The 19527-nt window shown below is 71.2% G+C and carries 16 protein-coding genes; 10 read left to right on the top strand and 6 right to left on the bottom strand.

Annotation, left to right across the window (positions count from 1 at the left end):
- Nucleotides 1–28: 28 nt before the first annotated feature.
- The 3 genes from ABT354_RS15260 to ABT354_RS15250 all read left to right on the top strand — a co-directional run bounded on the left by ABT354_RS15260 (nucleotide 29) and on the right by ABT354_RS15250 (nucleotide 5347).
- Nucleotides 29–3184 carry an efflux RND transporter permease subunit gene (locus ABT354_RS15260; RefSeq protein WP_351493616.1) on the top strand — a complete coding sequence of 1052 codons (3156 nt, stop codon included), beginning with the start codon at nucleotides 29–31 and terminating at the stop codon, nucleotides 3182–3184.
- A 63-nt stretch (nucleotides 3185–3247) separates the two neighbouring features.
- Complete coding sequence (locus ABT354_RS15255; protein WP_351493614.1) at nucleotides 3248–3928, top strand: alpha/beta fold hydrolase; 681 nt, start codon at nucleotides 3248–3250, stop codon at nucleotides 3926–3928.
- A 471-nt stretch (nucleotides 3929–4399) separates the two neighbouring features.
- Nucleotides 4400–5347, top strand: a complete 948-nt coding sequence (locus tag ABT354_RS15250) for a terpene synthase family protein (protein ID WP_351493612.1) — start codon at nucleotides 4400–4402, stop codon at nucleotides 5345–5347.
- A 7-nt stretch (nucleotides 5348–5354) separates the two neighbouring features.
- On the opposite strand, the gene ABT354_RS15245 is transcribed toward ABT354_RS15250, so the two are convergent.
- Both ABT354_RS15245 and nadA read right to left on the bottom strand, forming a co-directional pair.
- Nucleotides 5355–6572, bottom strand: a complete 1218-nt coding sequence (locus tag ABT354_RS15245; RefSeq protein WP_351493610.1) for a multidrug effflux MFS transporter — start codon at nucleotides 6570–6572, stop codon at nucleotides 5355–5357.
- 117 nt (nucleotides 6573–6689) lie between these two features.
- Nucleotides 6690–7883 (bottom strand): quinolinate synthase NadA, encoded by a 1194-nt coding sequence (gene nadA, locus ABT354_RS15240; protein ID WP_351493608.1) that lies wholly within the window; start codon nucleotides 7881–7883, stop codon nucleotides 6690–6692.
- 266 nt (nucleotides 7884–8149) lie between these two features.
- On the opposite strand from nadA, the gene ABT354_RS15235 reads away from it, so the two are divergent.
- Entirely contained in the window at nucleotides 8150–8506 is a 357-nt protein-coding gene (locus ABT354_RS15235; RefSeq protein ID WP_351493607.1) for an iron-sulfur cluster assembly accessory protein, read from the top strand.
- Nucleotides 8507–8597: 91 nt separating this feature from the next.
- Here ABT354_RS15235 and ABT354_RS15230 read toward each other — a convergent pair whose 3' ends face one another.
- Both ABT354_RS15230 and ABT354_RS15225 read right to left on the bottom strand, forming a co-directional pair.
- Nucleotides 8598–10289 carry a hypothetical protein gene (locus ABT354_RS15230; RefSeq protein WP_351493605.1) on the bottom strand — a complete coding sequence of 564 codons (1692 nt, stop codon included), beginning with the start codon at nucleotides 10287–10289 and terminating at the stop codon, nucleotides 8598–8600.
- Between the two features lie 90 nt (nucleotides 10290–10379).
- A complete protein-coding gene (locus ABT354_RS15225) occupies nucleotides 10380–10634 on the bottom strand; it encodes a hypothetical protein (protein ID WP_351493602.1) in 255 nt (84 codons plus the stop codon).
- 131 nt (nucleotides 10635–10765) lie between these two features.
- On the opposite strand from ABT354_RS15225, the gene ABT354_RS15220 reads away from it, so the two are divergent.
- Complete coding sequence (locus ABT354_RS15220; protein ID WP_351493600.1) at nucleotides 10766–11740, top strand: carbohydrate kinase family protein; 975 nt, start codon at nucleotides 10766–10768, stop codon at nucleotides 11738–11740.
- Between the two features lie 156 nt (nucleotides 11741–11896).
- Here the strand turns inward: ABT354_RS15220 and ABT354_RS15215 are convergent, their stop codons facing one another.
- The gene (locus tag ABT354_RS15215; protein ID WP_351493598.1) at nucleotides 11897–13300 is read right to left on the bottom strand and encodes a cysteine desulfurase/sulfurtransferase TusA family protein; all 1404 of its coding nucleotides are present in this window, start codon (nucleotides 13298–13300) and stop codon (nucleotides 11897–11899) included.
- A gap of 332 nt (nucleotides 13301–13632) precedes the next feature.
- On the opposite strand from ABT354_RS15215, the gene ctaC reads away from it, so the two are divergent.
- From ctaC to ABT354_RS15195, 4 genes are all read left to right on the top strand, one after another.
- The gene (gene ctaC, locus ABT354_RS15210) at nucleotides 13633–14598 is read left to right on the top strand and encodes an aa3-type cytochrome oxidase subunit II (protein ID WP_351493596.1); all 966 of its coding nucleotides are present in this window, start codon (nucleotides 13633–13635) and stop codon (nucleotides 14596–14598) included.
- Complete coding sequence (ctaD, locus tag ABT354_RS15205; protein WP_351493594.1) at nucleotides 14595–16334, top strand: aa3-type cytochrome oxidase subunit I; 1740 nt, start codon at nucleotides 14595–14597, stop codon at nucleotides 16332–16334. The genes ctaC and ctaD overlap by 4 nt, the downstream gene beginning before the upstream one ends.
- Nucleotides 16331–16729, top strand: a complete 399-nt coding sequence (locus ABT354_RS15200; RefSeq protein ID WP_351493592.1) for a cytochrome c oxidase subunit 4 — start codon at nucleotides 16331–16333, stop codon at nucleotides 16727–16729. The genes ctaD and ABT354_RS15200 overlap by 4 nt, the downstream gene beginning before the upstream one ends.
- Before the next feature lie 166 nt (nucleotides 16730–16895).
- Nucleotides 16896–18149: a L,D-transpeptidase gene (locus ABT354_RS15195; protein ID WP_351493590.1), complete on the top strand. Its 1254-nt coding sequence runs from the start codon at nucleotides 16896–16898 to the stop codon at nucleotides 18147–18149.
- A gap of 125 nt (nucleotides 18150–18274) precedes the next feature.
- Here the strand turns inward: ABT354_RS15195 and ABT354_RS15190 are convergent, their stop codons facing one another.
- Nucleotides 18275–18676: a DNA-binding transcriptional response regulator gene (locus ABT354_RS15190; protein ID WP_351493588.1), complete on the bottom strand. Its 402-nt coding sequence runs from the start codon at nucleotides 18674–18676 to the stop codon at nucleotides 18275–18277.
- 192 nt (nucleotides 18677–18868) lie between these two features.
- Between ABT354_RS15190 and ctaE the strand changes: the two genes are divergently transcribed.
- Entirely contained in the window at nucleotides 18869–19486 is a 618-nt protein-coding gene (ctaE, locus tag ABT354_RS15185; RefSeq protein ID WP_351493586.1) for an aa3-type cytochrome oxidase subunit III, read from the top strand.
- Nucleotides 19487–19527 lie beyond the last annotated feature (41 nt).

The following is a 19527-nucleotide window of genomic DNA, read 5'->3' as shown; positions in this document are numbered from 1 at the left end:
GCCTCGTACGTCACAGAAGAGAGAACCCATGTCCTGGCTGTCGAAGTTCAGCCTGTCGCAACGCGCACTCGTCGGGCTGATGTCGATCGTGGCGATCGTCTTCGGCGCGATCGCCATACCCCAGCTCAAGCAGCAGCTGCTGCCCTCCATCGAGCTGCCCATGGTCTCCGTCCTCGCCCCCTATGAGGGAGCATCCCCCGAGGTCGTCGAGAACCAGGTGATCGAACCGCTCGAAAGCGCCATCGAGGCCGTCGACGGGCTCAAGAGCGTCACCTCGACCGCGAGCGAGGGCAACGCCCTGATCATGGCCGGGTTCGACTACGGCGCGAGCGACAGCAAGCAGCTGGTCGCCGATGTCCAGCAGGCGGTCAACCGGGCCCGGGCGCAACTCCCGGACACGGTCGATCCCCAGGTCGTCGCCGGGTCCACCGACGACATGCCCACCGTTGTGCTGGCCGCTTCCTCGGACGAGGACCCGCAGACCCTCGCGGACCGGCTGGAGCGGGTCGTCGTGCCCGTCCTGGAGGACATCGACGGCATCGGCCAGGTCACTCTCGACGGCGTCCAGGAGCTCCAGGTCTCCGTCACCCCCGACGAGAAGGCCCTCGCCCGCGCCGGAGTGACCACCGCCGCCCTCGCCCAGGCGCTCCGCGACGGCGGCGCCACCGTGCCCGCCGGCTCGTTCAGCGAGGACCGTCAGAGCCGTACCGTCCAGGTCGGCGGCGGCTGGCGGGAGCTGAAGCAGATCGAGGAGCTGCGGATCCCCACCGACCGGGCGGGGTCCGGCAAGGCCTCGACGGTCAAGGTCGGCGACCTCGCCACCGTACGACAGGAGCCGTCCACCCCCGTCTCCATCACCCGGACCGGCGGAAAGCCCAGCCTCGCCATCTACGCCACCATGGGCGACGACGGCAGCGCGGTCACCATCTCCCGCGCCGTCGCGGACGAACTCCCCGACCTCCGCCGCGATCTGGGGCCCGGCGCCCGGCTCACCGTCGTCTCCGACCAGGGCCCCGCCGTCTCCCAGGCCATCTCCGGACTCACCACCGAGGGCGCCCTCGGGCTGCTCTTCGCCGTGCTGGTGATCCTGGTCTTCCTGGCCTCGCTCCGCTCCACCCTGGTCACCGCCGTCTCCATCCCGCTCTCGGTCGTCCTCGCGCTGATCGTGCTGTGGACCCGTGACCTCTCCCTCAACATGCTCACCCTGGGCGCCCTGACCATCGCCATCGGCCGGGTCGTGGACGACTCGATCGTGGTCCTGGAGAACATCAAGCGCCATCTCGGGTACGGGGAGGAGCGCGAGAGCGCCATCGTCACCGCCGTCCGGGAGGTCGCCGGGGCGGTCACCGTCTCCACCCTCACCACCGTCGCCGTCTTCCTCCCGATCGGCATGGTCGGCGGGGTCGTCGGCGAGCTGTTCGGCTCCTTCTCGCTCACCGTCACCGCCGCGCTCCTCGCCTCGCTGCTGGTCTCCCTGACGGTGGTGCCGGTCCTCTCCTACTGGTTCCTGCGCGCCCCCAAGGACGTCCGGGACAAGGACCCCGAGGAGGCCCGTCGGATCGCCGAGGAGAAGGAGGAGGGCAGCAAACTCCAGCGCTCCTACATCGTGGTGCTGCGCTTCGCCACCCGGCGCCGGGTGACCAGTGTGCTGATCGCCTGTGCCGTCCTGCTGGGCACCCTCGGGCTGGGCGGGCTGCTGAAGACCAACTTCTTCGACCCCGGTGAGCAGAAGGTGATCTCCATCCGGCAGGCGCTGCCCGCGGGGACCGCGCTGGATGGCGCCGACGAGGCCGCGAAGAAGGTCGAGAAGGTCCTCGCCGGTATCAAGGAGATCGAGAACTACCAGGTCACCGTGGGCTCCTCCGGCTTCCTGGCCGCCTTCGGCGGGGGCACCGGCGCCAACCAGGCCACCTATCAGATGACCCTGGAGGACTCCGGCGACCTCGACGGGGTCCGTGACCGGATCGAGCGCGAACTCGACCGGCTGGACGGCATCGGCGACACCACCATCGCCGCGGGCGACGGCTTCGGCAACCAGGATCTGCGGGTCGTGGTGAAGGCGGCCGACCCGGGCACCCTCGCGAAGGCGTCCGAGCTGGTGCAGAAGGAGGTCGCCGGCCTGGACGACGTCACCGATGTCCAGAACGACCTCGCCCAGAGCGTCCCCAGGATCTCGGTCCGGGCCAAGCCCTCCGCAGCCGCCGCCGGGTTCACCCAGGCCACGCTCGGTATGGCGGTCACCCAGGCGGTACGGGGCACCCCCGCCGGGAAGGCGATCCTCGACACCACCGAGCGGGATGTGGTCATCACCTCGGAACGGCCCGCCACCACCCTCGCCGAGCTGCGCAAGCTCCGTATCGGGCCCGGCGAGCTGAACCGGATCGCCACCGTGGAACTGGCCCCCGGGCCGGTCTCCCGTACCCGGATCGACGGCTCCCGCGCCGCGACCATCACCGCCAAGCCGACCGGTGACAACACCGGAGCGGTCAGCGCCAAGCTCCAGTCCCGGATCTCCTCCCTCGATCTCCCGGCGGGTGCCGAGGCGTCCATCGGCGGGGTGTCCGAGGACCAGGAGGAGGCCTTCGCCTCCCTGGGCCTCGCGATGCTGGCGGCCATCGCCATCGTCTTCATGCTGCTGGTGGCGACCTTCCGCTCGCTGGTGCAGCCGCTGATCCTGCTGGTCTCCATCCCCTTCGCGGCCACCGGCGCGATCGGCGGACTCCTGGTCACCGACACCCCCCTCGGCGTTCCCGCGCTCATCGGGATGCTGATGCTCATCGGGATCGTGGTCACCAACGCGATCGTGCTGATCGACCTGATCAACCAGTACCGCGCCCAGGGCCATGGTGTGGTCGAGGCCGTGGTCGAGGGCGGCCGGCACCGGCTGCGGCCCATCCTGATGACCGCGCTGGCGACCGTGTTCGCCCTGCTGCCGATGGCCCTCGGGGTCACCGGCGAGGGCGGCTTCATCGCCCAGCCGCTCGCCGTCGTGGTGATCGGCGGACTGATCTCCTCCACCCTGCTCACCCTGCTGCTGGTGCCGACGCTCTACGCGATCGTCGAACTCCGCAAGGAGCGGCGGGCGGAGCGGAAGGCGGCCCGGCGCGCCCGCGCCGCGGCGGGGGAGCCCCCGGCCGGCGGCGCGACCCCGGCCGAGGGTGGTGGCGCACCCGCCGGAGCCTGACGACCCCGCCCGGGGCCCGGCGTTTCGGGCCCCGGGCGCGGGGCGGTCCGCCACGATGGGTCCATGACGACTTTCGCGCTGATTCCCGGGGCGGACGGCCGTGCCCGGTACTGGCACCGGGTGGTCCCCGAGCTGACCGCCCGGGGCCACCGGGCCGTCACCATGGACCTGCCGGACGACCCGGCGGCGGGCCTTGGCACCCATGCCGAGACGGTCGTCGCCGCCGTCGGACCGCCCCCGTACCCCGGCGGTCTGGTCCTGGTCGCCCAGTCGCTCGCCGGGTTCCACGCGCCGCTGGTCGCCGAGCGGCTGCCGGTGGACGGGATCGTCCTGCTGAACGCGATGGTGCCGGAGCCCGGCGAGACGGCGGGGGAGTGGTGGGAGAACACCGGTCAGCCCGCCGCCCGGCGGGCCTTCGCGGCCGAGCAGGGCCGGGACCCGGAGGCCCCCTTCGATCCGCGGAGCGACTTCTTCCACGATGTGCCGGAGGAGATCGCCGAGCAGGCCCTCGCCGAGCCCCCCGGCGGCGGTCCGTCGGACGCCCTCTTCCTGGACCCCTGGCCGCTGCTCGCCTGGCCTGATGTGCCCACCCGGGTGCTCCAGGGGCGGGACGACCGCTTCTTTCCCCTGACCTTCCAGCGCCGGGTCGCCCGGGACCGGCTGGGCCTTCCGGTCGAGGCGCTGCCGGGCGGCCATCTGCTCGCCCTGAGCCGCCCGGCCGAACTCGCCGAGCGCCTGGGCTGACTCCCGTGCGGATGTACGGGGGTGGCGGGCGCGGTCCTGTCCGGGTGTACGGGGGTGGCCGGCGCCCTCTTTCCCAGGTGTACGGGAGTGGCGGGCGCGATCGTGCGGACAGGCGTCGACCAGCGGGTCGGATGTGAGGCCCCGGGGGACATCTCCGGCCATCCGCCGAACAGCACACCACCGCGGGAGTCCGTCCGGCGACGCGACCGGGGCCGGGCGGCCGGCTCTTCTCGCGGACCGGGCGAGCTGCGCGGGCCGCCGACCGTACGCGCCCCCTCCGGAAGTGCGGCGCACCCGGGAGGACAGACCGGGTTCGGCCAGGGCGCACTCCGGCGCACGCCCCTCGCGTTTGTCTCCGCTCCCCTCGGGCCAGGTCTCCGCCAGACCCCGAGCGCCGGACCCGAGCGCCGGACCCCGGCTCCAGCCCCCGAGCGCCGGACCCCGGCGCCGGACCCCCGTGGAGGAGAAACGATGCGGCAGACCCTGCCGGAGATCCCCCGCCTCGACCAGCCGTTCCCGGTCCTGCTGCACCCGGAGACCGCCGCCGTGCACCGCGAGACCCTCGCCTGGTCCGAGGCGACGGGGCTGCTGGGCCCCGAACACACCGAACGGCTCGACCGGCAGCGCATCGGCTGGCTGACCGGCTACACCGCCCCCGGGGCCACCCGGGCGGGCCTGCGGCTCTGCGCCGACTGGTCCCTGGTGCTCTACGGGGTGGACGACGGCTACTGCGACGAGGGCGACTTCGGCGCCCGCACCACCGACATGGCCCGGATGTGCGGCCGGCTCACCCGGCTCCTGGACGACCCCCACCAGACCGTCCCGGACGCCGGCCGGTGCGCGACGGCGCTGGGGGACGTACGGCTGCGGGTGGCGGAGAGCGGCACCCCGGCCCAGCTCGACCGCTGGTGCGCCGCCGTCCGCGACTACCTCGCCGCCCTGGTGTGGGAGGCGTCCCACCGGGCCACCGGCGAGATACCCGGACTCGGCGACTACCTCGCCCTGCGGGAGAGCGGCTCCGCCGTGCACACCGTGCTGAACCTGCTGGACCTCGCGGGCGGCTACGAGGTGCCCGCCGCCGACTGGCTCGACCCCTCCCTCGTACGGCTGCGCCGTCTGATCGCCCACGTCGTGGGCTGGGACAACGACCTCTACTCGTACGCCAAGGAGCTGGCGGACACCCGTGCGGTGAACAACCTCGTCACCGTGCTCGCCCGGCACCACGACATCCCGGTGGCCGAGGCCGTCACCGTCCTCGTCGGCATGCACGACCGGGCGATCGAGGGGATCCGCGCCGAGTGCCGCGCCCTGGCGGCCGGGGAACCGCACCCCGACACGCTGCGCTACGCGAAGACCATCCTGCACTGGGTGAGCGGGAACACCGCCTTCTCCTTCGAGAGCACCCGGTACCAGGGCTGAACCACCCTCAGGGGGCCGGTGCGACGGGCGCCCGGCTTCCCGCGCTCCCGGTGCCGGTCCCGGCCGCGCGCAGCGCCCAGCGGGCGGATCCGACGGCCAGGACGGTGCACAGGGTCATCCCGGCGAAGAGCGGCAGCGCGGTGTCCGCCCCGCCCAGCCCCACCAGCGGGGCGACCACCGCGCCGAGCGCGCTCTGCGCCGTGCCCAGCAGCGCCGAACCAGTGCCCGCCGCGTGCGGCACCCGGCCGATGGCGAGCGCCGCCGCGTTGGCGAAGGCCAGCCCGATCCCGCCGGTCACCACGGCGAGCAGCGGCAGACACACCGCCACCGTCAGCACCCCCGCCACCGTGGCCAGCAGCAGGGCCGTGCAGCCGGCGAGCATCGCGTACAGGCCCAGCCGCAGCAGCCGTTCCGGCCCGGTACGGGTCACGATCCGGGCGCTCAGCGCGCCGGTGACCCCCGCCATCAGCGCCCCGCCGCTGAAGGCGACCGACGACATGCCCACCCCCAGCCCGAGCACATTCTGGAGCAGGAACGGGGAGCCGGCGATGTAGCAGAAGAGCGCGCCGAAGCCGAAGGTGAACGCCAGGGTCCAGCCGGTGTACGCGCGGTCCGCGACCACGGTGCGCACCGAGCGGGCGAAGGCGCCGAACCCGCCCGTGATCCGGCGTTCCTCGGGCAGGCTCTCCGGGATCCCGGCCACCACCGCCGCCGCGACCAGCGCCGCGACCGCCGTCAGCACCCAGAAGACGGCACGCCAGCCGGAGAGTTCGATGATGGCGCCGCCCGCGAGCGGTGCCACGATCGGGGCGATGGTGCTCAGGGTCATCAGCAGCGCCAGCATCCGGGCCGCCGCCGCGCCCTCGGCGACATCGGAGACCACCGCCCGGCTGATGACCACCCCGGCGGCGCCGCTGAAGCCGGCCAGGAAGCGCGCGGCCACCAGCCACTCCAGCGAGGGGGCGAGGGCGCACCCGGCGGTGGCGAGGGCGCAGACCGCCGCACCGGCCAGCAGAGGGCCCCGCCGGCCATAGCGGTCGGAGAGCGGGCCGAAGACCAGATGGCCCAGGGTCATCCCGATCAGGAAGGCGGTCAGGGTCAGCTGGATCCCGGACGCGTCGGTGCCCAGCTCCCGGGCCATCCCGGGGAAAGCGGGCAGATACATGTCGGTCGAGAGTGGACCGACCACACAGAGCAGTGCGAGCGCACCGGTCAAAACGGGCACAACATCCCCACCTGGAGGGGGCGCCCCCACAGCGGGGACGCCCCTCGGCTTCACTTCGGACACCCTGCGGTGCTCCCGCCCCGGGTCTCCCCGTAGCGGGTCCCGCCCCGGGTCCCGCTACGGCAGCGCGAGCATCCGCTCCAGCGCCAGCTTGGCGAAGCTCTCCGTCTCCCGGTCCACCTGGATGCGGTTGACCAGGGTGCCGTCGGCCAGCGACTCCAGGGTCCACACCAGATGGGGCAGGTCGATCCGGTTCATCGTGGAGCAGAAGCAGACCGTGCGGTCGAGGAAGACGATCTCCTTGTCCGGGTGGGCGGCGGCCAGCCGGCGGACCAGGTTCAGCTCGGTGCCGATGGCCCACGCGGATCCGGCGGGGGCCGCGTCCAGTGCCTTGATGATGTACTCGGTGGAGCCCACCTGGTCGGCCGCGGCGACGACCTCGTGCTTGCACTCGGGGTGCACCAGCACCTGGACGCCGGGGATGCGCTCGCGGACGTCCCGCACCGAGTCCAGCGAGAAGCGGCCGTGCACGGAGCAGTGGCCGCGCCAGAGGATCATCTTCGCCGCGCGCAGCTGCTCCTTGGTGAGCCCGCCGCCCGGCCGGTGCGGGTTGTAGACCACACAGTCGTCCAGGGACATCCCCAGGTCACGGACGGCGGTGTTGCGGCCGAGGTGCTGGTCGGGGAGGAAGAGGACCTGCTCGCCCTGCTCGAAGGCCCAGTCCAGCGCCCGCTTGGCGTTGGAGGAGGTACAGATGGTGCCGCCGTGCTTGCCGGTGAAGGCCTTGATGTCGGCGGAGGAGTTCATGTACGAGACGGGGACGACCCGCTCGGCTATGCCCGCCTCGGTCAGGACGTCCCAGCACTCCGCGACCTGCTCGGCCGTGGCCATGTCGGCCATGGAGCAGCCCGCCGCGAGGTCCGGCAGGACGACCTTCTGGTCGTCGGTGGTCAGGATGTCCGCGGACTCGGCCATGAAGTGCACACCGCAGAAGACGATGTACTCGGCCTCGGGGCGGGCGGCGGCGTCCCGCGCCAGCTTGAAGGAGTCGCCGGTGACATCGGCGAACTGGATGACCTCGTCCCGCTGGTAGTGGTGGCCGAGGATGAAGACCTTCTCCCCCAGCCGCTCCTTCGCCGCGCGGGCGCGGTCGACCAGGTCCGGGTCGGAGGGAGACGGCAGATCGCCGGGGCACTCCACTCCGCGCTCGCTCCTCGGGTCGGCCTCACGGCCGAGCAGCAGCAGGGCGAGCGGGGTCGGCTGGACGTCAAGCGACTCCGTACGGGGCTGGGCGGTGGTCACCACACGCACCCTTTCTCTTTCAGCAAAGCCTTTTCGTCTATTTGACGTTATCTATGATAACGGCTTCACGTCACTTTGACGATGGCCATAGCGTCGATGTGACGCACCCCCGCCCGCCCGTCTCCGCCCCCGGGGACGGTGTGCGAGCATGAAGGGGAACGAACGCCACGGCCCGGAATGAAACCGCGGCCACACCGGTTGCACTGGTCGGCAAGCAGTCTCCGTACCTTCCCCTGCCTCTGGTGGGGAGACCCATCCCGGGAGTGATGAAGCAGATGTCCGTATCGGACGAGACCACCACCGCGAACGACGGCATCCTCCTCTCCGACGCCGCCGCGGCCAAGGTCAAGGCCCTGCTGGACCAGGAGGGCCGGGAGGACCTGGCGCTGCGCGTCGCCGTCCAGCCCGGTGGCTGCTCGGGCCTGCGCTACCAGCTCTTCTTCGACGAGCGCTCGCTCGACGGGGATGTCGTCAAGGACTTCGGCGGGGTCAAGGTCGTCACCGACCGGATGAGCGCCCCCTACCTGGGCGGTGCCTCCATCGACTTCGTGGACACCATCGAGAAGCAGGGCTTCACCATCGACAACCCGAACGCCTCGGGCTCCTGCGCCTGCGGCGACTCCTTCAACTGAGTCCACGCCGCCCGGGGCGGCGGACGGCGAAGGCGGCGGCTCCCCTCGGGGGAACCGCCGCCTTCGCCGTATCCCGGCGGGGATCACGGGATCAGGACCGGGTGAGCGCCTTTCCGCCGGCCGCGTCCACCACCGTCCGGTCGCCGAGCGGGCGCTTCAGCGTCACCGACTTCCGGATCTCCTTCGCCAGGCCGATACAGACCTCGCCGCTCTCCGGCGGGGTCTCGGTCATCCGTACCGCCACCCGGTCGGTGTCCTCCCGCACACTCAGCCGGTGGGTGCCGCAGACCCCGCCCCAGAAGGTCACCGTCAGCTTCGGTCCGTCGGCGGTGTACGAGGGGAGCTGCCCCGGTCCGGCGCCGCCCGGCTCCTCGGGGCCGGGCCGATCCGGTCCCTTGGCTCCCGGCTCGTCGGGCCCCTTGGCTCCCGGCCCGTCCGGCGCGGGCAGATCGCTCGGCGGCCCGCCCGGGTCCGGAGCGGAGGGCAGCGGTGCCTTCCACCCCGCAGCGGCGGGCTGGACGACCGTGTACGGCAGGGCACCCGCGGCGGCGGGCTCCGCCCGGAAGAGCCAGGCGGGCACCAGGGCCGCCGCGCCCTCGGGGTACTGGAGCGAGAGCCCGAACACCGCCGAGACCACCGGCACCGGCCGGGGCGCGGCCGGGGGCTTCCCCTTGGTGCAGACGGTCTCCTGGCCGGGCCCGCCGTCCAGCGGAACCGCCGTGGCGCAGACCCCGCACGGGATCTTCGCGGGCGCCGCCGGGAGGGCCGCGCCGGCCGTCGTCCGTGACGCCTTCCCCGCCGCCTTCCCCGCCGTACGGGCCACCGTGCCGAGGGGGAGCGGCAGATCGACACCGCAGAGGGAGGGCGCGATCACCCGCGAGAGGGCGTTCAGCCGCTTCAGCGCCTCGGCCGCCGGGACCACCTCCGTCCCCTCGCCCCGGGTCAGCGGGGCCAGGTGCCCGGTGCCGCCCAGGACCGTCCCGCCGGGACCGATCCGCAGCTCCGTCGTCCAGCCATGGGTGGGCAGCCCGCCGACCACCGGCTCCGCCCGTACCACCCGGGTCGCCCCGACCACCTCGGTGGCGGTGAGCGCCGCGCCCGGCTGACCGAGCGCCTTCAGCACCGGGCGGGCCGCCTCCTTCGCCGCCCGCTCACCCGGCGCGCCGCCGTCCGGGGCGCCGTCGGGGGCGGAGCCCGGGCCCGGCTGGGCCGGGAGGGAGCACTTCTCCTCGCCCCGGGCGCAGGAGTCCGAGCCGGACATGCCGCCGAAGGGCTGGTACGACCAGCTTCCCGTGGACCCCTTCGCCACCCGCAGCACCGGCTGGGCACCGTCCCCGCCGCCGCCGGCCACCCACTCCGGTCCGGCCGACCGGGCCGTGACACCCGCCATCCCGAGCGCCCGCGCCAGCCGGGTCACCCCGTCCGCCGATACCCGGCCCGACGGGCGGTACGGAGCGGCGTGCCCCGGCCCCTCGGGCAGTTCACCGACCGCGCGGTAGACCGTGCCGCCCGAAGGGGCGGGCTCACCCGGGGCCACCCCGCCGGTCGGGGGCAGCGGGGTCGACAGCAGCGGACCGGGCGTGGAGCCCTGCCGCATCCCCACCGACTCCGCCGCCGTGTCATGGGAGCGGTCCCGCTCCCCGCCGCCCCGGTCGGCCGCCGCGATATAGGTCCCGGCGCCACTCGCGACCAGGACCACCGCCACCACCGAGGCGATGAGCGGCGCACGCCGACGGCCGTCCGGCCGGCGCCCGTCCCGATCCCTTTCGCTGCTGCTGCTCACCGCAACGCTCCTTCCCTCCCGCCCCCGCGACGCGTGGGCATCGATGGGACGGAACGGCGGCCCGGACGGTTCCGCGACGGGGTCCCGGCTTCAGCCCCCGTACTCGGGCAGGGCGCCGAGCAGCCGGGCGGAGGCGGCCGGTACCGTCACCCCGCGGATCCGGGACGGCGGCACCCGGGGGGCGAGGGGCCCGGCGGGCACCACCCAGTGCGGGGCCATCCGGGCGCAGTCGCGCCGCAGCCCCGCCAGGGAGTCGGCGGACCCTCCCGGCGCGGGCGGGACCGCACCCCCGGGCGTTCGCGGAAGGTGCCGATGGGGCGGGAGGGAAGAGCCGCGACTGTCCATGCTCGCACCGTACGCACAGAGGAGTACGGTAAAAAAGACCTACTATCAGGTAGTTTCATATACCTGCCTCAATCCGCCGGAACCGGTAGCGTGAGGTGTCCTTTCCCGCCTCCCCAGGAGCAGTCACCGCCGTGCGCATCGCAGTCACCGGCTCCATCGCAACCGACCACCTCATGACCTTCCCCGGCCGCTTCGCGGACCAGCTGGTCGCCGACCAGCTGCACACCGTGTCGCTGTCCTTCCTGGTGGACACGCTCGATGTCCGCCGCGGTGGGGTCGCCGCCAATATCTGTTTCGGTATGGGCCAGCTCGGCGCCCGCCCGGTCCTCGTCGGGGCCGCCGGGTCCGACTTCGAGGAATACCGCGCCTGGCTCGACCGCCACGGCGTGGACACCGGTTCCGTCAGGATCTCCGAGGTGCTGCACACCGCGCGCTTCGTGTGCACCACCGACACCGATCACAACCAGATCGGCTCCTTCTACACCGGCGCCATGAGCGAGGCCCGGCTGATCGAACTCCAGTCGGTCGCCGACCGTGTCGGCGGGCTCGACCTGGTCCTCATCGGCGCCGACGACCCGGAGGCGATGCTCCGCCACACGGAGGAGTGCCGCTCCCGGAGCATCCCCTTCGCCGCCGACTTCTCCCAGCAGATCGCCCGGATGAGCGGCGAGGAGATCCGGATCCTGCTCGACGGCGCCACCTATCTCTTCTCCAACGAGTACGAGAAGGGGCTCATCGAGTCCAAGACCGGCTGGAGCGAGGAGGAGATCCTCTCCCGGGTCGGCCACCGGGTCACCACCCTCGGCGCCCGCGGCGCCCGGATCGAGCGGGTCGGCGAGGCCCCCATCGAGATCGGCTGCCCGGAGGAGGAGGCCAAGGTCGACCCCACCGGTGTCGGCGACGCCTTCCGCGCGGGCTTCCTCTCCGCCCTCGCCTGGGGCGTCGGCCTGGAGCGTGCCGCCCAGGTCGGCTGCATGCTGGCCACCCTGGTCATCGAGACGCTGGGCACCCAGGAGTACACCCTGCGCCGGGCCCCCTTCATGGAGCGCTTCATCAAGGCGTACGGGCAGGACGCGGGCGACGAGGTCCAGCGCTTCCTCGTCTGAGCACCGAGCACCGAGCACCGAGCACCGAGCGCCGAGCCCTGAGCCCTGAGCACCGAGCCCGGGGCGCCGCGCCCTGAGCGCGGGTAAGGACCCGCACCCCCTGGGTGCGGGTCCTTACGCGTACCCGGGGCACACCCCCGTACCCCCGTACGCCTGTCACCCCAGACGCCGCACCCGGTAGGCGCTGCCCCGCTCCCGCTTCTCCTCGCCCAGATACCCCTGGTTCCGCATCCCGCACCACGCCGGGATGTCCAGCCGGGCCGCCGCGTCGTCCGAGAGCACCGTCACCGTCCCGCCGACCGGCACCCGCCCGATCACCTTGGCCAGCTCGATCACCGGGATCGGACACCGCTTCCCCAGCGCGTCCACCACCAGCTCCCCGGCGGTCGGGGCCGCCGGGGACGGGGCCGACGGCGCGCCCAGCCGCTCCCGTACCGAGGAGACCACCCCGGGCAGCACGGAGAGGAACCGCTCCACGTCCCCCTCAGTGGTCCCCCGGGCGAGCGACACCCGCACATTGCCCTCGCTCAGCACCCCCATGGCGTGCAGCACATGGCTCGGCGTCAGCGTGCCCGAGGTGCAGGAGGAGCCCGACGAGACCGAGAACCCCTCCCGGTCCAGACCGTGCAGCAGCGCCTCCCCGTCGACATAGAGACAGGAGAAGGTGACGAGATGCGGCAGCCGGTGGACCGGGTCACCCACCACCTCGGTGTCCGGGACCAGCTCGGGCACCCGGCTGCGGATCCGCTCCACCAGGGCGCCCAGCCGCTCCGCCTCCCCGGCCGCCTCCGCGCGCACCGCCCGCAGCGAGGCCGCCGCCGCCACGATCGCCGGAAGGTTCTCAAAGCCGGGGGAGCGGCCCGACTCCCGCTCGTCCGCCGGGTCCTGCGGGGCGAAACGGGTGCCCTTCCGCACCACCAGCAGCCCCGTCCCGGCGGGCCCGCCCCACTTGTGGGCGCTCGCCGTCAGCAGCGACCACTCCCCGGGCACCCGCCCCCACCCCAGCGACTGGGCGGCGTCCACCAGCAGCGGCACCCCGGCCGCCCGGCACCCCTCGGCGACCTCGGCCACCGGCTGCACCGTACCCACCTCATGATTGGCCGACTGGAGCGCGGCCAGCGCGGTGTCCCCGGTCAGCGCCGCGAGGAAGACCGCCGGATCCACCCGGCCCATCCGGTCCACCGGGACCTCGGCGACATCCGACGCGTCGTCGGCGTCCCAGTCGGCCCCGACCCCGCCACCGCCCGCCGCGTGCAGGACGGAGGAGTGCTCCACCGCCGAGACCACCACCCGGCGCCCGGTCCGCCGCCGCCCGGCGCGCGCCCCCCGTACCCCCTGATGGACGGCGCGGGTCCCGGAGGAGGTGAAGACCAGCTCGTCGGGGCGGCAGCCCACCGCGTCCGCCGCCGCCTCCCGGGCGGAGTCCAGCAGCAGCCGGGCCCGCCGGCCCTCGCGATAGAGCCGGGCGGGGTCGGCCCACCCCTCCTCCAGGGCGGCGAGGAGGGCCTCCCGGGCCACGGGATGCAGGGGGGCGGCGGATGCGGCATCGAAGTAGGACACGCCGCCAAAGTAACCCCCGGCATCCGAGACAGCGTCAGACGGCGCCTTCCCCACCGGCCCGCCCGGCCCCGCCCGGCCCCGCTCCAGAGGCGCTGGCACCACCTCGCACAGCCGGGCGATTCCCCCGAAAACACGGCTCTGTCCAGCGGAATTCCACCCCTTCGGGGTGTCGGACGGCGCGTTGGGCACCCTCCCCGCGCGACCCCAAATAGCGTCCAGTAGGGTTTGGTCCGCATAAACATCCAAACCCCCTGCCCGCGTCAGGGCCGGCGACCGACCAGCGAGACGGCCGCAGCCCGTCGCGCGGGCCGAGACTCTCGGGAAGGCGCTACGTGAGTCCCAACGGCTCCGACCGCTCGTCGCGGCGCCCGATGCGGCGGAAGCTGCCGCAGGTGCTGACTGCGGGCCTGATCCTGGTGACCGCCACCGGCTGCGAATACACCTACAAGGACTTCCCCCGCCTCGGTATGCCAACGCCGGTGACGGAAGAAGCGCCGATCATTCTGTCCCTCTGGCAGGGCTCGTGGGCGGCAGCGCTCGTCACGGGTGTGCTGGTGTGGGGTCTGATCCTGTGGAGTGTCTTCTTCCACCGGCGTACCCGCTCCAAGGTGGAGGTCCCCCCGCAGACCCGGTACAACCTGCCCATCGAGGCCCTGTACACCGTGGTCCCGCTCATCATCGTCTCGGTGTTCTTCTACTTCACCGCGCGTGACGAGTCCCGGCTGCTCTCCCTCTCCAAGAAGCCCACCCACACCATCAATGTGGTCGGCTACCAGTGGAGCTGGGGCTTCAACTACATCGAGGACGTCCCTGGCGTCACCGGTGACGCCAAGAAGGACAAGAACCTCAACGCGATTCCGAACAAGTACCTCAAGGCCCTGCCGGAGAACGCGGGTGGAGTGTACGACGCCGGTATCCCCGGCACCCGGAATCCGCAGAACGGCAACCCGGGCCCGACCCTGGTGCTGCCGAAGGGCGAGAAGGTCCGCTTCATCCTGACCTCCCGTGACGTGATCCACTCCTTCTGGGTGGTTCCCTTCCTCTTCAAGCAGGACGTGATCCCCGGTCACACCAACGCCTTCGAGGTGACTCCCACCAAGGAGGGCACCTTCATGGGCAAGTGCGCCGAGCTCTGCGGTGTCGACCACTCCCGGATGCTCTTCAATGTGAAGGTCGTCTCGCCGGAGCGTTACCAGGAGCATCTGAAGAAGCTGGCCGAGAAGGGGCAGACCGGTTACATCCCCGCCGGCATCGCCCAGACGGACCCGGCCAAGGACGCGGAGAAGAAGCAACTGTGAGCATCCTCAACGAATCCCAGGGTGCCGCCGCAGCAGCTGACGACTCATACGAGAACGAGCTGCCGGTACGGCGCAAGCAGCCGGGCAATGTGGTGGTGAAGTGGCTGACCACCACCGACCACAAGACCATCGGTACGCTCTACCTGGTCACCTCGTTCGTCTTCTTCTGTGTCGGCGGTCTGATGGCGCTCTTCATGCGCGCCGAGCTGGCCCGTCCGGGCACGCAGATCATGTCGAACGAGCAGTTCAACCAGGCGTTCACGATGCATGGCACGATCATGCTGCTGATGTTCGCGACGCCGCTGTTCGCCGGATTCGCGAACTGGATCATGCCGCTGCAGATCGGTGCGCCCGATGTGGCGTTCCCGCGGCTGAACATGTTCGCCTACTGGCTCTACCTCTTCGGCTCGCTCATCGCGGTGGCGGGCTTCCTGACCCCGCAGGGCGCGGCCGACTTCGGCTGGTTCGCCTACTCCCCGCTGTCGGACGCGGTCCGCTCGCCGGGTGTCGGCGCCGATATGTGGATCATGGGTCTGGCCCTCTCCGGCTTCGGCACGATCCTCGGCTCGGTCAACTTCATCACCACGATCATCTGCATGCGCGCCCCGGGCATGACGATGTTCCGTATGCCGATCTTCACCTGGAACGTGCTGCTGACCGGTGTGCTGGTCCTGCTCGCCTTCCCGGTGCTCGCCGCCGCGCTCTTCGCGCTGGAGGCGGATCGGAAGTTCGGTGCGCACATCTTTGACTCGGCCAATGGCGGTGCCCTGCTCTGGCAGCACCTCTTCTGGTTCTTCGGCCATCCAGAGGTGTACATCATCGCCCTGCCGTTCTTCGGCATCGTCTCGGAGATCATTCCGGTCTTCAGCCGCAAGCCGATGTTCGGCTACATGGGTCTGGTGGGCGCGACCATCGCCATCGCCGGTCTCTCGGTGACCGTGTGGGCCCACCACATGTATGTCACCGGTGGTGTGCTGCTGCCGTTCTTCTCCTTCATGACCTTCCTGATCGCGGTACCGACCGGTGTGAAGTTCTTCAACTGGATCGGCACCATGTGGAAGGGGTCGCTGTCCTTCGAGACACCGATGCTCTGGACCATCGGCTTCCTGATCACCTTCACCTTCGGTGGTCTGACCGGTGTCATCCTGGCCTCGCCGCCGCTGGACTTCCATGTCTCGGACTCGTACTTCGTCGTCGCGCACTTCCACTACGTCGTCTTCGGCACCGTGGTCTTCGCGATGTTCGCCGGTTTCCATTTCTGGTGGCCGAAGTTCACGGGCAAGATGCTGGACGAGCGTCTGGGCAAGATCACCTTCTGGACGCTGTTCTTCGGATTCCACGGCACATTCCTCGTCCAGCACTGGCTGGGCGCGGAGGGAATGCCGCGTCGTTACGCGGACTATCTCGCCGCCGATGGATTCACCGCGCTGAACACCATCTCCACCATCGCCTCGTTCGTTCTGGGCGCCTCGGTCCTCCCGTTCTTCTACAACGTCTGGAAGACGGCGAAGTACGGAAAGAAGATCGAGGTGGACGACCCGTGGGGCTATGGCCGTTCGCTCGAATGGGCGACGTCCTGCCCGCCGCCGCGGCACAACTTCCTCACGCTGCCGCGTATCCGTTCCGAATCCCCGGCCTTCGACCTCCACCACCCGGAGATCGCGGTTGTCGACCAGCTCGAAAACCGTGGTGAGGTCGACAAGGCCCTGACCGCTGGGAAGGAGGCCGCGAAGTGAAGATCCAGGGAAAGATGTTCCTGTGGCTGAGCGTCTTCGTCCTCGCCGTGGCCATCCTCTACGGTGTCTGGTCGAAGGAGCCGGCCGGTACCACCGCGCTCTTCATGGCCTTCGGCCTCTGTGTCATGGTCGGCTACTACCTGGCCTTCACGGCCCGGCGCGTGGACGACATGGCGCAGGACAACACCGAGGCCGATGTCGCTGACGAGGCCGGTGAGCTGGGGTTCTTCGCCCCGCACAGCTGGCAGCCGCTCTCGCTGGCCTTCGGCAGCGCGCTCGCGTTCCTCGCCGTGGCCGTCGGCTGGTGGCTGATGTACTTCTCCGCCCCGATCATCCTCATCGGTATCTTCGGCTGGGTGTTCGAGTACTACCGCGGTGAGAACCAGAACCAGTGACCCCGCGGTAGCACCGGCGTGCTGATGGCGCCGGCGCACCCCCACGGAGTCCGGACCCGGGCCCCCTCGATTCGAGGGGGCCCGGGTCCGCCGTTTGCGCGCCCGGGTCCACCGTTCGTACGCGCTCGGCGAGCGAGGTACGGACCCCCTCCCTACGGTGGGGTCCATGAACCAGAAGCCGCACCTCGGCGCCGTGCTCCGCTGTACCGTGCTGCTGCTCGCGCTGGGCGCGGTCATCACCGCGTGCGGGGCGAAGGACGAAGGACCCCACCCGCTGGCGGGCAAGCCCTTCGACGCCGCGGAACACATCGCCTTCAACACCCCCCGGGGCGGTGCCAAGGCCAACCCCGACAAACCGTTCGAGGTCACCGCCCGGGGCGAGAAGGCCCGGATCACCGATGTGACCGTGGTCGACCACGCGGGACACCACCTCGCCGGGGAACTCGCGGCCGACGGCAGCCGCTGGCGCTCCACCGGGGCCCTCTCGGCGGGCGCCCGCTACTCCGCCAAGGTCACCACCGAGAGCAAGGACGGCGCCCCGGGCACCCGGGTGCACACCTTCGCCACCTCACCGGCGAAGCGACTCCTCAAGATCGCGTTCCTCCCGGAGGAGGGCACCTTCGGCGTGGGCCAGCCCCTGGTGGCCGAATTGAGCCACCCGGTGCCCGACCGCGCCGGACGGGCCGTGGTCGAGCGTGCCCTGAAGGTGGAGTCCACCCCGTCGGTGGAGGGCGCCTGGCACTGGCTGAACGACGACGCCCTGCACTACCGGCCCAAGGAGTACTGGCCCGCCGGGGCCAAGGTCCGGATCGTGAACAACATGAAGGGCGTCAAGATCTCCAACCAGCTCTACGGCGGTACCTCAAAAGGGGTGAAGATCACTATCGGGGACCGCATGGAGGCCATCACCGACGCCTCGTCGCACTACATGACGGTCTTCCAGAACGGCGAGGAACTCACCAACATCCCCATCACCACCGGCAAGCCCGGCTTCTCCACCCGTAACGGCATCAAGGTGGTGCTCGGCAAGGAGTACTTCGTCCGGATGCGCGGCTCCAGCGTCGGCATCGGCGGCTCCGAGGCGTACGACCTGCCGGTCTACTACGCCACCCGGGTCACCTGGAGCGGCGAGTACGTCCATGCCGCGCCCTGGTCCCTGGGCTCCCACGGTATCGCCAATGTCAGCCATGGCTGCACGGGCATGTCCACCTCCAACGCCGCGTGGTTCTACGAGACCTTCAAGGAGGGCGACATCGTCCAGGTCGTCAACAGCGTGGGCGACGAGATGGACCCGTTCGGGAACGGCTACGGCGACTGGAACCTGGACTGGGACGAGTGGCGCGAGGGCAGCGCCCTGGTCTCCGGCGTCCGGGACGGCAGCGACCCCGCCGACGCCGCACGGCTGCGTCCCCGCATCTGACCCCCGCGGGGCCGGGCCCTCGCGTACCCGGGGCCCCGTACGGCCACGTCCCCGTCTCCGGGCCCCGAGCCCGCCCGGACCGGCAGAACCCCGGTCCGGGTGCGCCGAGGGCCCCTGGGGGCCGCTCAGGCCCCTATGGCCTGCCGCTGGCGCAGCAGGGAGGCCAGCGCGTCCGCGAACTCCACCGGGTCCACCGGGAGCGTCACAGCGGCCTCGGCGCGGCTCCAGGTGGCCAGCCAGGCGTCCTGGGGGCGGCCGATCAGCAGCAGCACCGGCGGACACCGGAAGATCTCGTCCTTGATCTGCCGGCAGACCCCCATGCCGCCCGCCGGCGTGGTCTCGCCGTCCAGCACGCACACATCGATCCCGCCCTCGTCCAGCGCCTTCAGCACCGCGGGCAGGGTGGCGCACTCGATGAACGCGACCGGGGGGACATCGGCGGCCGGCCTGCGCCCCGCCGCCAGTCGTACCTGCTCGCGGGTGTTGGCGTCATCGCTGTAGACCAGCACGGTGGCGGTCGGCTGCATGGTTCCTCCGCGTCATAGGACCCCCGGGGACCCCCTGGGGGATCAGGTACCGATGGGCCGGATGGTACTCGCTCCCCCTGCCGGTAAACAGCCGTTCGGACACTCGCCCGATGGGCCGTTCGGGCAGCCCGGCGCCCATGGACACACCGAACGGCACCCCCCGGAGTGAGGGCGGGATAAGCGACCGACATAATGTCGGTCGTGGCGACAGCAACGACAGTAGAAACCGGGCACGCGCACCCGTCGGTCAATCGGCCGAACCTCGTCAGCGTCGGAACCATCATCTGGTTGAGTTCCGAGCTGATGTTCTTCGCGGCCCTCTTCGCGATGTACTTCACTCTGCGCTCGGTTACGGGTGCCGAGTTCTGGGCCTCGAAGGCCGACCTTCTGAACTTCCCGTTCTCGATGACGAACACCACGATCCTGGTGCTCTCCTCGCTCACCTGTCAGCTCGGCGTTTTCGCCGCCGAGCGCGGTGACGTGAAGAAGCTCCGCACCTGGTTCATCGTGACGTTCATCATGGGAGCGGTCTTCGTCGGCGGTCAGGTCTACGAGTACACCGAGCTGGTCCAGCACGGGATCTCCCTCTCGTCGGACCCCTACGGCTCGGTGTTCTACCTGACCACCGGCTTCCACGGACTGCATGTGACGGGCGGTCTCATCGCCTTCCTGCTGGTCCTGGGCCGGACCTACGCGGCCCGGAGATTCACCCATGAGCAGGCAACCGCCGCCATCGTCGTGTCCTACTACTGGCACTTCGTCGATGTCGTCTGGATCGGCCTCTTCGCCACCATCTACCTGATCAAGTAACGGGTGCGGGTCCCCGAGGCCCGAGCAGACACAGTCCAGCA

The organism is Streptomyces sp. NPDC000594 (genome assembly GCF_040299965.1).
Lineage (GTDB): Bacteria > Actinomycetota > Actinomycetes > Streptomycetales > Streptomycetaceae > Streptomyces.
This window is presented reverse-complemented; position numbering and strand designations above follow the sequence as displayed.